This window comes from Methylocaldum sp. (assembly GCF_039794385.1).
Classification (GTDB): Bacteria; Pseudomonadota; Gammaproteobacteria; order Methylococcales; family Methylococcaceae; genus Methylocaldum.
The window spans coordinates 1-14,383 of the sequence record NZ_JBDIVO010000096.1 but is presented as its reverse complement, the minus strand read 5'-3'; the positions used below and the strand labels follow the sequence as shown (position 1 = coordinate 14,383).

Here is a 14,383-nt window from a genome sequence, read left to right as displayed (position 1 = left end):
CAGCGTCACGGTCGCATCCACGAAAAACACGCCGAACAGAATCAGCCAGACCGCCAGGGACAGCGTACCTTCGACGGAGGTACGCAGCGCGAAAACGGCCAGAACGAACCCGACGAACGCGCTCCCAACATCCCCCATGAAGATTTTCGCGGGAGGCCAGTTCCAACATAAGAAGCCGCCCGCCGCTGCCGCCAAAGCTAACAATAAAACATTTGCATCCCCTGGGAACAGCGGCGACTGATAGGCCAGAAGCCCGTACGCGGATATCGCCACCGAAACAACCTCGATTCCCGCGATGCCGTCTATGCCGTCCATGAAGTTGAACAGGTTCAACAGCCAGACCGCCAGCAAACCGGCGAGAACGGGGCCGAGCCAGCCCAATTCGTAAATTTCGGCGGCGAACCGGATCGATTCGAAGCCGCCCAGCCAATAAAGCGCCCAGCCGGCGCAAGCGATCTGCACGATCAGACGCCATCTTGCAGGTACGTGTCCGTGATCGTCCCAAAAACCGATGGCGGCTATCGGCAGCGCCCCGAGCACGAGCATAAAAAGCTCGAATGAGATTTGTCCCAGCCAGTGGAGACCGGCCGCGACGAGCGTGAAAGACAGCACGACCGCCAAACCGCCGCCGCGGGGCGTCGGCACCTGGTGGGAACTGCGGGCATTGGGCAGATCCAGCAAGCGTTTGGTCGCGTAACCGCGCACCGCTCCCGTCAGGATGCCGGAAACCAGCAGCACGGAAATGACCAAAAACCCTAACGAAAAAAGACTCATCAGTTATTTTGCTGCGCCGCTCGGCAGCCGAAAGAAAACCGGCACGAATTCTTTTGAACTATTTCTTGGTTTGTTCGCCGCCCGGATAGGCCAATCGATAAAATGCGGCGGTATCCGGCAATTGGAAGGACAGTTCATTATAGCCGGGTATGAGGACATAGGTTTTGACCGCCGAACGGTAGGGTCCGATAGCGCTGGTCGCGGCCTGTAATGCCAGCATGTGCGACCTCGGGGAAAACAGCTTGACGGTGATCAGGCCTTTATGCTGGATCAATTGAGGCGCGAAGGGCGCCGCCAAAGGCTCGCCGATGAAAACGCCCTCCCCCGGCCGGGCGACGCTTTTCCAATAGGCTTCGAGTACCGTATCGCCTTCCAGATAGTGCCACATAGCCACGGCCGGATGAGGAAACTTGCTCAGGATATTGCAGGGTTCCGTCACCGTGCCGTAGCTCGCCGTGGCCCCCGCCTCCAGCCAGCGCACGCTGCTCATCTGGGCATTTTCGGTCAGCCTCCCGCCGAACGAGGTCAGGTGATCCGCCATCGCCCCGGGCACGAAACCCAAGGTGTCGAGATCCGGCACCTTCGCCAGTCCGGTAAAGTAGAACAGCACATCCTGCTTGCCGCTGATGAAGTCCGCTTCAACCCGATGCAGCCGAATCGCCGCGCCGAGCGTATCGACCGTCTTGTCGAACGTGACAGCCCGAACGCTTCGGTGCTTGTCGGAGGTGTTCAGCAAGTAACCGGTACCGGCCGGATAGGTCCGGTCGGAGGCGATGCCGCGATCGATCAGTTTGCGGACATCCTGGACCGTGCGCCCGGCCAGCATCATCGCGGGCCGAATGCCGTGATCGGTATAAGGCGCGCGGCTGGTGGAATGAAAGTATCCGCTGGGCTTGGTTTCGCCGCATTTGCTCGAACAATAGGCTTGGTCGAAACCTAGCGCGAAAGCGGAGGTGATCGACATGCAATCGACCCTGAACGGCGCCATCCATGCGAGCGCATAGGCTTGAACCCCCGGCGGCGTCCGACTGTCCACCGCCTGCTTGACGGATTCGAACTGGGCGCGCGGCAGGTTGTCGGAACCCGGCGAAAAACTCACCCGTATCATGTTCTCCTCGGGTATGCCTCGCCGTTTTTGGTAGTAATTGCCGATGGCGACGCTCGACGGGTCGGCCTCGTTCACGATGACCGCCAACTCCGCCGGCCCTAGCGACCTCCGCGAAAACAGCAGCCGATCGATACTCTCTTCGGCCTTTGCAACCTGAAATACGGCGGCAAAGACTGCGAAAAGGATCGGCAGAAAAACCGACCTAATCCGATACTTCACGGGTCAACCTCACTCCAGAACTTCCCGCAAGTACCGAAACAGCAAGCGAGCAGACTTGGGGGCAGCCGCCGCATCGCGCTCCCGGCGCGCGTCTCGGGACAGCTGCCGCAACTTCTGCCGGTCGGCTCCCGGATGGGCTGCCAAGAATTCGTTAATCGCGGCATCGCCTTCGGCTATCATGCGATCGCGCCAACGTTCGATGACATGCTGCCGGTGCACCGCTTCAGCGCTCTCGTTCCTGAGGGCCGCGAGCCCTGCCCGAATGGGTTCAGCGTCGATATGGCGCAGCACTTTGCCGATATACTTGCGCTGCCGCTTGAGGGCGCCGCGCTCGGTGATGGACTGTCCGAGCCGCACCGCTTCCATCAGCTCTACAGGCAAGTCCAGCCGCTCGAGCTGTTCGCGGGATAAGCCGATCAACTCTTCTCCAAGATCCTGCAAGGCTGCGCTTTCGCGCTTCAACTGGGATTTACTGATTCGCTCCGGATACTCATCCGGCGAAATTTCGGGATCTTCCGTCCACGTCATGAGAAAGCGACTACAAAAAGGCCAGATAACGGCACTGAATTTTCGGCCTACTATACCACTCGTCCCACCAAAACGGTGGTGACGGCCGATTGAGCAATCAATCGGCACAGATGGATCTAAATGAAAAGAGAGAGTACGCTACCCGACAGAAAAAGTATGTTTCTCAAACAACGCCACATGGAAGGCCATCCGAACGCAGATCCGGAATATGGCATCAACACCTCGACTTATGACTGGTCGGTGCGCGTTTTCCGGCAGATCAAGAAGCTGCTCAAGGTCCGCATCACCTTGCACGGCAGCCCGGACATCATTGATCGCGGCCATATCTTCCTTTTCAACCACTTCGCCCGATTCGAGACCTTCATCCCCCAATACCTGATGTACGAGGCCAGAAAGGTCTACTGCTGCTCGGTGGCCTCGGCGGAATTCTTCGAGGAGGAAGACAGTGTCCTGGCGGGATTCCTGCGCGACGTCGGCGTCATCCCGAACAACTACCCGAGACTTCTGCCCTGGCTCGCCGAACAAATCCTGCTCGGCCGCAAGGTCGTCATCTTTCCCGAAGGGGGCATGGTGAAGGACCGCCGGGTTCTCGACAAAAGAGGCCGCTACAGCATTTACTCCCGAGTCAGCATGGATAGGCGCAAACACCATACCGGGGCCGCCGTTCTGGCGATGGGTCTTGAAATCTTCAAAATGGCCGTGCGCCGCGCCGAGCACCAAGGGCAGCAGGAGCGTCTGACATCATGGGCCGAGGCGCTCGGGATGGAGAGCCGCGAAGCCCTGCTGGCCGCCGCGCACCAACCCACCATCGTGGTTCCGGCGAACATTACCTTCTATCCCATACGCATCAACGAACATATTTTGAGCAGCGCCGCCGAACTGTTGAGCCGTGGGCTGAGCCGGCGGGCTGCGGAAGAAATCCTGATCGAGGGGAATATCCTGCTGCGCAACACCGATATGGATATCCAGTTCGGACATCCGATTATCGCGTCGGAGTCCTGGCACCACTGGGAAACCTGGCTGGCAAAATGGGTAGCGCCGCGCATCGGGACAATCGACGATGTCTTCGCCGTCACCCGGAAACCCGCCAACACGAAAGAGCGGCTCCTGGCCGGCCGGCTGCGCCAGCGTGCCCAGATCGTGCGCAACAAATATATGCGCGAGATGTATCAGGCGGTGACGGTGAATCTCAGCCACCTCGCCTCGACACTGATTTTGTATCGCGCAAGACGTAACCGGATCGAGATCGACCGGGCCGAATTTTTCCGCAGCCTGTATTTGGCCATCAAATACACCCAGCGATTGCCGCACGTACATCTTCACCGCAGCCTGCAAGACCCCGAGGAATATCGAAACCTGCTGGAAGGCGAACATTCCGGTCTGCAAGAATTGATCGATACCGCGAAAGCCAGCGGGCTGATCGAAGTTCATCCGGATCGTTATCGGTTGCTGCCCAAGCTGCTTCATGAACACGAATTCGATGAAATTCGCATCGAAAACGTAATCTCGGTTTATGCCAACGAGATCGAACCCATTTCCGGCATTACGGAGGCAGTCAAGCGCGCCCTATCGGTGGAAAAGAAGCTAAGCGCTCTCGAACTGGCAAATCTTCAGTTCGACGATGAGGTCAGGTCATGGCGATGGGATTCGAAGCACTATGCCAAACACGCTCCAAGTTTGACGTCTCCTGCGATAACCGCGGCCGCGAGCCCTCGCCCCTTCTTTCTGAAGGCGCGATCGAGCAATGGTGCCGGCGTGATTCTGATCCACGAACTTTTGTCTTCGCCGGCCGAAATGCGCGACTTCGGCGGACGCTTGGCCGATCTCGGTTTTCACGCCCTCGGCGTCCGTTTGAAAGGCCACGGAACTTCGCCCTACGACCTCAAAGACCGACGCTGGGAGGACTGGCTCGAATCCTTGCGCCGCGGGTACGAGATCATGAAGGCTTATGCGTCTCACATTTACATCGTCGGCACCGGAATCGGCGGTCTGTTGGCGCTGCAACTGGCCAGCGAACAGCCTGAGCGCTTGGCAGGGATAGCCGCGATTTCGCCGCCCTTCAAGTTCAGCGCGTCGGGTCCCATGGCTCCGCTGCTCCGCAGCCCAAACATTCTGGTTCGCTGGATGTCTCGGCGAAACAGCCGGCCGTTCGTGGAAAGAACGCCGGAATATCCGCAATACGCCTATCGGGAAGTGCCTCTGCGTACGCTCTACGAACTGCGCCGCTTGATCCAGGAACTGGAGGAAAGTCTCGCGGACGTGCAGTGTCCGGTATTATTGGCACAGGCCGATCACGATCCGATTCTCGATCCGGAAAGCGCGCGGATGATCTATAAGGCCCTGAGCTCGAAGAACAGGATTCTCCGGTCCGTGCATGCCGATCGCCACAATATGCTCGCGGAGGATATTGGTGGTATAAGGGACATCGTGACTCGCTTTTTGACCAGGGACGCCCCGGCGGGTTGAGTCGAACCCGTTCAAGTGATTTATTGTGCAGCGGAGAGCGCCATGCGAAACCTTCAAAGCACCTTGTCGCAATACGTCATGGAAAAGCCCTGGTTGAAGAGCTATCCGCCGGGCGTCCCGGAAACCATCGGCGAACCGCAATACTCTTCGCTGGCGCATTTTTTCGAAGAAATGGCCGCCCGCTATCGGGAACGGCCGGCACTTTCCAATTTGGGGCGGACTCTTTGCTATGCCGAACTCGAGGAGCTGAGCCGGCATTTCGCCAGTTTCCTGAACCGACGCCTAGGCCTGGAACGAGGTGAACGGATCGCCATCATGCTGCCGAATGTCTCGCAGCAACCCGTTGCCTTATGGGGCGCGCTGCGCGCCGGGCTGATCGTCGTCAACACGAATCCCCTCTACTCCGCCCGCGAATTGGAACATCAACTCCAAGACTCGGGGGCAGCAGCCCTGGTGATGCTCGAGAATTTCGTCCCGGCAGTAGCGGCCGCGCTTCCAAGATTAAAGCTCAAGGCGATCATCATTTCCGGACTCGGCGACCTGCTGCGGTTTCCCCGCTCCTATCTGATCAACTGGTACGTGCGCCTGTTCAAAACGGGAAACCCCGGCACCCACATCAGCGAGGCCGTCTCCTTCAATACGGCCCTGCAGGAAGGCAGCCTGCTTTCTTTCGAAAGGCATGATCTGAAACTGGAAGACGTCGCCTTTCTCCAATACACCGGAGGCACCACCGGCATCGCCAAAGGGGCCATGCTGACGCACCGCAATCTGCTTGCGAACGTGGAGCAGTGCACCCAGTGGATTGTCGGCGGACTTCCCCCGGAACGAGCGATGGTCAAAGGCGAGGAAGTCGTGATCACCGCGCTGCCGCTCTACCACATCTTTGCCCTGACCGTGGATTTGCTGTGCTTCACCGAACTGGGTGGGTTGAACTATCTCATTACCAATCCGCGAGACCTGCAAGGTCTCATTAAGATGCTCGGCAAGGTGCGTTTCAGCGTCATAACCGGCGTCAACACGCTCTTCAAGGGATTGCTCAACACGCCCGGCTTCGACGAACTGGATTTCAGCTCGCTCAAGTTCGTCATCAGCGGCGGCATGCCGACCGAGGAAGCCGTGGCGAACCGCTGGCAGCAAGTGACCGGCTGCCCGATCACCGAAGGTTATGGCTTGACCGAAACCTCTCCCGTGGTTTCCGTCAATCCGCCCGGATTGACGGAATTCAACGGCAGCATCGGGCTTCCCGTGCCATCCACCGAATGCAGCGTTCGGGACGACGACGGACGTCCGCTGCCGGTCGGGACGGCTGGCGAGCTGTACGTGCGCGGACCTCAGGTCATGAAGGGTTATTGGAACAGCCCGGACGAAACCGAAAACGTCATGACGCCGGACGGGTGGCTGCGTACCGGGGACATCGCCCGGATGGACGAAAACGGATTCTTCTATATCGTGGACCGCAAGAAGGACATGATTCTCGTCTCGGGCTTCAACGTTTATCCCAATGAACTCGAGGCCGTCTTAAGTACCCACCCGGCTGTTCGGGAGTGTGCCGCGATAGGCGTGCCGGACGACAAGACCGGAGAAACGGTCAAGGTTTTTATCGTGCGCAAGGACGAGAGCCTGGATGCGGACACCGTCCGCCGCTACTGCCGTATGAACTTGGCGGCCTACAAGGTGCCTAAGTATATAGAATTCCGCGACGAACTCCCGAAGAGCGCCGTAGGCAAGATTCTTCGCCGCGAGTTGCGGAAACTGACTTAACAATACGACACGCAGCACGTTCCTTTAATTCCCGCTGCGTCTAAGAATTTCGGATGACACGGCCGATTTAGGCGGCCACAGGCGATACGCCGCCATTTCTGTATTTAATTGTTGTTTCCGTTTCGGAGATCGAGCGATCTCCTGTCCTTTGTGGCGTTTCCTGTCAGGAGGCAGACCATGAAAAACGTTGTCATCGCCGGCTACTGCCGCTCGCCGTTTACCCCGGCCAAGAAAGGGCAGCTCAGCGGCATCCGCCCCGACGAATTGGCCGCGCAAGTGGTGAAAGCCTTGTTGCGCAAAACCGGCGCCAAACCCGAAGACATCGAGGATTTGATCCTCGGCTGCGCCTTTCCGGAAGCCGAGCAAGGCTTCAATTTGGGCCGTCTCGTGGTATTCCTGGCCGGTCTCCCGCAGTCGGTCGCAGGCACCACCATCAACCGGTTCTGCGGCTCGTCCATGCAGGCCATACACCAGGCGGCGGGAGCCATTCAACTGAATGCCGGCGAGGCGTTCATCTGCGCCGGCGTCGAATCCATGAGCCGGGTGCCGATGACGGGCTTCAATCCGATGCCTCACCCCAAGCTTTACCAGGAATATCCGCAAGCCTACATGAGCATGGGGGAAACCGCGGAAAACCTGGTCGAGCGGTACGGCATCAGCCGCGCCGACCAGGAGCGCTTCGCCTTCGACAGCCAGCGCAAAACGCGGGAAGCCAAAGCCGCAGGCCAATTCGACGACGAACTGATCCCGATCGAAACACCCGACGGCACCGTAACGGAGGACGGCTGCCCACGTCCCGAAACCACTCCGGAGGGCTTGGCCGGTCTTAGACCTGCCTTCAGGGAGAACGGCGTGGTCACGGCCGGAACCTCTTCGCCCCTCACCGACGGCGCCGCCGCGGTCCTGGTCTGCTCCGAGGATTACGCGGAACGCCACGGACTCGAACCCCTGGCGCGCGTCAAGAGCATCGCGGTGGCCGGCTGCGCCCCAGAGATCATGGGCATAGGTCCGGTCGCCGCGAGCCGCAAGGCGTTGCAACGCGCAGGGCTCGCTCTCGAGGACATCGATATCATCGAATTGAACGAAGCCTTCGCGGTCCAGGCGCTGGCGTGCATCCGTGAACTCGGCATCGACGAGAGCAAGCTCAATCTCCACGGCGGCGCCATCGCCCTGGGCCATCCGCTGGGCGCGAGCGGAGCCCGCATCACCGGAAAAGCGGCGTCGCTGCTGAAAAAGGAAAAGAAGCGCTACGCCCTGGCGACGCAGTGCATAGGCGGCGGACAAGGCATCGCGACGATTCTGGAAGCGGTTTGAACTTTGAAAAGGCGGGCCTCGGATGGCCCGTCTCCAAGTCAAGTGAGGCCGACATGATGAAAATAGAAAAAATGGCTGTCATCGGCGCAGGAGTCATGGGATCGGCTATCGCGGCCCAGGCCGCCAACGCCGGCGTCCCGGTTTTGTTGCTGGACATCGTGCCCGAAGGCGCAACGGATCGGAACATGGTTGCCAAGAACGCCTTGAAGAAGCTTCAGGAAACCGATCCGCCCCCGTTGATGCACCGCAAGAATCTCGCGCGGATCACGCCCGGCAACATCGAGGACGATCTCGAAAAACTCGCCGAGGCCGATTGGATCATCGAGGCGGTAATCGAAAAACCGGACATCAAGCACAGGCTCTACCGCAACCTGGACAGTGTCCGCAAATCCGGTTCCGTCGTTTCCTCCAACACCTCCACCCTCCCGCTCGCCGAGCTCACGCGGGACATGCCGGAGAATTTCCGGCGCGACTTCCTGATCACTCACTTCTTCAATCCGCCGCGCTACATGCGGCTGCTGGAAATCGTTTACGGCCCCGAAACCCGGCCCGATGCGCTAGCCGCGCTGGTCGACTTCGGCGACCGGCGGCTCGGCAAGAGCATCGTGCATTCCAACGATACGCCCGGCTTCATCGCCAACCGCATCGGCATCTTCTGGCTGCAGCTGGGGCTCCTGGAAGCCCTGCGTCTCGGGCTCACCGTCGAGAAAGCCGACACCGTCATCAGCCATCCGTTCGGCATCCCGAAAACCGGCATATTCGGCCTGCTCGACCTGGTCGGTCTCGATCTCGTCCCCCACATCGTTCCCGGCATGGATCGGGCGCTTCCGCCGAACGATCCGTTCCACGCCATCAGCCAAGTGCCGGACCTGGTGACGCGGATGATCGCGGAAGGCTATACCGGACGCAAAGGCAAAGGCGGATTTTATCGCTTGAACCGGAACCGCGGCGAGCGGATCAAGGAAGCGCTGGACCTTCAAACCGGCGCGTACCGGGTCAGCACCAAACCGGAACTCGCCAGCATCGCGGCGATGAAGGCGGGCGGCTTGGCCGGGCTGCTGCAGTTCCACGACAAGACCGCCGAATACGCCCGGAGCGTCATGGCCCAGACCCTGGCTTACGCCGCCGAGGTGGCGCCGCACGTCGCCGACGACCTGGAATCGGTCGACCGTGCCATGCGGCTGGGCTACAACTGGCAGTACGGCCCGTTCGAACTGATCGACCGGATCGGCGACGAAAACCTGGTCCGGATGCTCGAAGCCATGGGCAAGCCCGTGCCAGATCTGCTCCGACACGACGGACCGCTTTACCAAGTCGTCGACGGGCGGCTGCACGGGCTTGCATTCACCGGCACGGGCGGGACCAAGCCCACTCTACGAGCGGTGAACCGGCCACCCGGCGTCTTGCTGCTGGCCGACGTCAAGCGGCGCAGCAAGCCTCTGACGAAGAATCCTTCGGCGAGCCTTTGGGACGTGGGCGACGGCGTCGTCTGCCTGGAATTCCAGAGCAAGATGAACACCTTCGATCCTCTGGTGCTCAAGCTGGTCCACAAGGCTGTCGACATCGTGCGGAGCGATTACCGCGCGCTGGTGATTTACAACGAAGCCGACAATTTCTCCGCCGGAGCCAATCTCGGGGTGCTGCTCTTCGGCGTCAACATCGCGCTGTGGCCGGAAGTGGAGAACATGGTCAAACAGGGCCAGGAGGCGTTCAAGGCACTCGAATACGCGCCCTTCCCCGTGGTCGGCGCGCCCTCGGGAATGGCCCTCGGCGGCGGATGCGAAATTCTGCTCCATTGCGATGCCGTCCAGGCTCATGCCGAATTGTACATGGGGCTGGTGGAAGCCGGCGTCGGCGTGACTCCCGGCTGGGGCGGCTGCAAGGAGATGCTGCTGCGCGCCTTCGCCGACAAGAAATCTCCCCAAGGCCCGATGGCGCCGGTCGCCCGCGTCTTCGAAACCGTCAGCGTCGCCACTGTGTCGAAATCGGCCCAGGAAGCGAAAGACCTTCTGTTCCTGCGCCCCACCGACGGCATCACCATGAACCGCGACCGGCTGCTGTTCGACGCCAAGGAAAAGGCGCTGGCGCTGAGCGAAAGCTACGCGCCGCCCGAGCCGCCGGTCTTTTATCTCCCAGGGCCTTCGGGCAAGGCCGCGCTGGACATGGCCATCGGCCAGTACCGGCGGCTCGGCAAGGCCACGGCCCACGACGCTGTTGTCGCCGGAGCCTTGGCCGATGTACTCACTGGAAGCGATACCGACATCAGCAAGCCATTGTCCGAAGACGATCTCTTGGCATTGGAGCGGCGCGCCTTCATGGACCTGGTCAAGCGAAAGGAAACGATCGCCCGCATGGAACACATGCTGGAAACCGGCAAGCCTTTGAGGAACTAGCCATGGCCACCTACAAAGCACCCTTGCGCGACATGCGCTTCATCTACCACGAGTTCCTGGCCGACCAGCACTTGGAGGACATGCCCGGCATGGAGGACGTGCCGCCCGAGCTGGTGGATGCGGTCCTGGAGGAAATGGCCAAGGTGGCCGAAAACATTCTGTTCCCCCTCAACCGGAGCGGCGACGAGGAAGGCTGCCGGCTCGAGAACGGCGAGGTGCACACTCCGCGCGGCTTCAAGGACGCGTATCAGCGCTACCGGGAAGGCGGCTGGCCGGGGTTGACCAGCCGCCCCGAATACGGCGGGCAGGGACTTCCGGAAACGGTCTACGTGCTGACCTCGGAAATGATGTCGGCCAGCAATCTGTCCTTCGCCATCTACACCAAGCTGACCCACGGCGCCTATCAGTTGCTGCTCAAGACGGCCTCGGAGGAGATCAAGAATCTTTATCTTCCGAACATGGTGGAAGGACGCTGGACCGGCACCATGTGCCTGACCGAGCCGCAATGCGGCACCGATCTCGGCCTGCTCCGCACCAAGGCGGTTCCGCAAGCCGACGGCACTTATCGGCTCACCGGCAACAAGATTTTCATTTCGGGCGGCGAGCAGGATCTCAGCGAAAACATCATCCAGATGGTCCTGGCGCGCGCACCCGACGCCCCGCCTGGGGTCAAGGGCATAAGCCTGTTTCTGGTGCCGAAGTTCCTGGTCAACCCGGACGGAAGCCTCGGACCTCGCAACCGCATCTTCTGCACGGCCATCGAGCACAAAATGGGCATCAAGGGCTCGAGCACATGCAGCCTGAGCCTCGAAGACGCCACCGGCTATCTGATCGGAGATCTCCATAAAGGACTCCGCGCCATGTTCGTGATGATGAACAGCGCCCGCCTCGAAGTCGGATTGCAGGGGCTGGGGCTCGGCGAAGTGGCCTATCAAAATGCCGCGGCCTATGCCAAGGAGCGCTTGCAAGGCCGCGCCCTGACCGGCCCGAAAAATCCCGACAAGCCGGCCGATCCGCTCATCGTCCATCCGGACGTGCGGCGCATGCTCTTGACCATGCGCGCCTATACCGAAGGGATGCGGGCGATGTCGGCCTGGGTCGGCGCTCAATTGGACAAGGAAAACCGGCACCCGGACCCCGGAATCCGCCAGCAGGCGGAGGACTTCGTCGCCCTGCTGACGCCCGTGGTGAAGGCCTTCTTCACGGATCTCGGGTTCGAAACCGCCAATCTGGCCATGCAGGTATACGGCGGGCACGGCTATATTCGAGAACACGGCATCGAACAGTTCGTGCGCGATGCGCGCATCGCCCAGATCTACGAGGGCGCCAACGGCATCCAGGCGCTGGACCTGGTCGGACGCAAGCTGCCCGCCCATGCCGGGCGGTACTTGCGCAGCTTCTTCCACCCGGTCCAGCGTTATCTCGACGAACGTACCGGGCAGGCTCAACTGGCCTTCGTCACCGAACCGCTGGCCAAGGCGTTCGGCCGGCTGCAACGCGCGACGGCCTTCATCGCCGAGCGCAGTCTCGCCGACCCCAACGAAGCCGGCGCCGCGGCCTACGACTACCTGCATCTGTTCGGCCTCACCACCATGGCCTATTGCTGGGCGCGCATGGCGGAAATCGCGCAAACAAAGGTCGAGAACGATACAACCGGCTTTTATCAGGCCAAGCTCGACACCGCTCGCTTTTTCATGGAGCGCATCTTGCCCAGAACCTCGGGGCTCTTTTCCGCCATTCTTTCCGGCAGCGGGAGCATCATGGATTTCAAGGACGAGGCGTTTTAGACCGACTCCGGAACCACTCCACGTCACTTTGACGATACAAACGCCCTGGAACTGTCTAAGAAAGGTTACCCTTTGGACAGTTCTAAGGCGCATGAAACGTGAATCTTTTTCCGAAATCAGGGTGTTCTGTTATGCCGGCTATCGCGGCGACGAAGAACCGCGGCGGATGTTGATCGACGACCGCAAAGTCAAGGTGGAAATCCTCAACCGCTGGACCACGCCGGAGCACCGCTACTTCAAGGTGCTCGGCGACGATTGCCACATCTACACCATCCGCCAGAACGATCGGGACAGCCGGTGGGAACTGACTTTGCTGCACTAAGCAGGAAATGCTGCCGACAGCGCCACTGTTTGTAGTTTGTAGGATGGGTAGAGCGAAGCAAAACCCATCGATGGTGGGTTAGGCCGCGAGGCCGTAACCCGCCGAACCACCTCGAATCGGTGGGTTACGCTCCGCTAACCCACCCTACGATCAATGCTCTCGATCCGCGGCGGAGAATGGAACTCCTCAGAACTTGATGACCGCGTCGATAGCGAATAAAAGCTGATCGCTTTTCTTGCGCGCGTCGTAGTTGTCTATTCCGTCAGCCCAGTCGTATCGGACTTCGGGACGAACCGCGACCCAGTCCAGCGGTTTCCAGTTCAAGCCAAGGGTAACGCCGTAATAGCTGGCGGGTCCGGAAGCAAGAACGGCGCAGCCGGGACACATTTGCGCAACCCGCACGCCGTCGTCATCGCGGAACCACTCGCCCCTCAATCCCACGCCCACGGTATCGGTGACATCGTAGATCAGCTGCTGCTGAATGCCGTACCACTGAGCGTCCTTGAAGTTGTTCAACGGATGTTGTTGCTCTATGCCGTGATCGTGCTGGAAGACATAGTGCAAGTGATCGGTGAAATTCTGCTTGAAAATGAAACTGTAGAAGGTGCGATTGTCCTTTTTGTCGATGCCCGTTTCCCGGCGAAAATCGTCGAGGTCGTTATCGGCGTTGACATCCCCGGTGATGATCGAGAGTCCGACCGACGTAGCCTTATCGTCGGTATTCCAGAAAACGCCGCCCAGAAAATTCCAGTTCTCCATATTCTTGTCGAAACCGTCCCAGCCCGCATTGCCGTCCAGCGATCCGCCGAACTGATTGTGTCCTCCGGTGACGGCCCCGAGGGTGACCAACAGATTGCTGACGACCGGGTAGGTGAACATGGCCCCGGTATGGGTAAAGGGTTCGCCGTACTGGAAGGTATACGGGTGGGAATAAAAGAAGTTGTCCGGAGACAGACCCGTTTCATAACCCATGATGGTATAGAAACGGCCCAGCCGTGCCGTGATTCCGTTGCCGAACGGTGCGAACACGTCGATATAAGCGTTGGGAAGCGCGATTTTGTAGAAACGCGTGTCGTCGCCGATCAAGTCGTTGTCCCAGTGGCCGTCGCCATAGGCGTTGATGGTGTTGGTCCGGGCGTCGGTACCGAACATGAAAGTCAGCTTTCCGCCCACGTCCCAATCGCCGCCCTCGACGTTCACGGTTCGGGACAAATCCACCACCAACTGATTGAGCTGAAACTCGCCGGCCCGATCGTTGAAGATCACGGGACCGTTGTAGTTGTCCGCCGGATCGTTGGCGTTGTAGGTAATACCCGCGTCTATCCAGCCGGTCAGGGTCAGCCCCAGGGATTTCATCCAGGCCGATTCGTTGATGACCTTTAATCCCCCCAATAAACCGGATGTCTCTTCTGCCCGGCTCGGGTCACCGATACTCATCAGCCCGCCCGCGATGAGTGCCAGATGACGCTTCGATTTGATGTTTTTCATGAGTTCAGGCTCCTGTGTTTCTTGCGCTTAAACAGCGGAGCCCTGTGAGTCGTCGAAAGACTACAAAAGCACAAAGCGCGCCATGCCTCTTAAAAAACAATAAGCAACGTTGGTCTTCCCGGATCGGCTGAACGGACATCTGCTTCCGGCAGCAATGAAAGACTCTAGGCGATAGTCGAATCCGGTTTTTCTGCACCATTTCGGAGCACAAGACCGACCTCTC

10 protein-coding genes are annotated in these 14,383 nt (G+C 59.8%); 6 read left to right on the top strand and 4 right to left on the bottom strand.

Translation table 11 applies throughout. The annotated features are described in order from the left end of the window. The 3 genes from ABJK70_RS10480 to yjgA all read right to left on the bottom strand — a co-directional run. Positions 1-774 (bottom strand): glycosyl transferase (locus ABJK70_RS10480; RefSeq protein ID WP_347257951.1); only part of this gene is annotated, 774 nt, incomplete at its 3' end. 58 nt (positions 775-832) lie between these two features. Continuing rightward, complete coding sequence (locus ABJK70_RS10475; RefSeq protein WP_347257950.1) at positions 833-2,101, bottom strand: TIGR03790 family protein; 1,269 nt, start codon at positions 2,099-2,101, stop codon at positions 833-835. Between the two features lie 9 nt (positions 2,102-2,110). Then, the gene (yjgA, locus tag ABJK70_RS10470; RefSeq protein WP_077730786.1) at positions 2,111-2,629 is read right to left on the bottom strand and encodes a ribosome biogenesis factor YjgA; all 519 of its coding nucleotides are present in this window, start codon (positions 2,627-2,629) and stop codon (positions 2,111-2,113) included. A gap of 156 nt (positions 2,630-2,785) precedes the next feature. On the opposite strand from yjgA, the gene ABJK70_RS10465 reads away from it, so the two are divergent. From ABJK70_RS10465 to ABJK70_RS10440, 6 genes are all read left to right on the top strand, one after another. Further along, entirely contained in the window at positions 2,786-5,095 is a 2,310-nt protein-coding gene (locus tag ABJK70_RS10465) for an alpha/beta fold hydrolase (protein ID WP_168183852.1), read from the top strand. A 42-nt stretch (positions 5,096-5,137) separates the two neighbouring features. Further along, positions 5,138-6,856, top strand: a complete 1,719-nt coding sequence (locus ABJK70_RS10460; protein ID WP_205780789.1) for an AMP-binding protein — start codon at positions 5,138-5,140, stop codon at positions 6,854-6,856. Positions 6,857-7,033: 177 nt separating this feature from the next. Then, positions 7,034-8,170: a thiolase family protein gene (locus tag ABJK70_RS10455; protein ID WP_347257949.1), complete on the top strand. Its 1,137-nt coding sequence runs from the start codon at positions 7,034-7,036 to the stop codon at positions 8,168-8,170. Between the two features lie 53 nt (positions 8,171-8,223). Next, positions 8,224-10,563 carry a 3-hydroxyacyl-CoA dehydrogenase/enoyl-CoA hydratase family protein gene (locus ABJK70_RS10450; RefSeq protein ID WP_240507064.1) on the top strand — a complete coding sequence of 780 codons (2,340 nt, stop codon included), beginning with the start codon at positions 8,224-8,226 and terminating at the stop codon, positions 10,561-10,563. A gap of 2 nt (positions 10,564-10,565) precedes the next feature. Next, entirely contained in the window at positions 10,566-12,350 is a 1,785-nt protein-coding gene (locus ABJK70_RS10445; RefSeq protein WP_086134708.1) for an acyl-CoA dehydrogenase C-terminal domain-containing protein, read from the top strand. A 91-nt stretch (positions 12,351-12,441) separates the two neighbouring features. After that, on the top strand, positions 12,442-12,672 hold the full coding sequence (locus tag ABJK70_RS10440) for a hypothetical protein (RefSeq protein ID WP_086134707.1): 231 nt from the start codon (positions 12,442-12,444) through the stop codon (positions 12,670-12,672). Positions 12,673-12,858: 186 nt separating this feature from the next. On the opposite strand, the gene ABJK70_RS10435 is transcribed toward ABJK70_RS10440, so the two are convergent. After that, positions 12,859-14,160 carry a porin gene (locus ABJK70_RS10435; protein WP_086134706.1) on the bottom strand — a complete coding sequence of 434 codons (1,302 nt, stop codon included), beginning with the start codon at positions 14,158-14,160 and terminating at the stop codon, positions 12,859-12,861. Between the last annotated feature and the right edge of the window lie 223 nt (positions 14,161-14,383).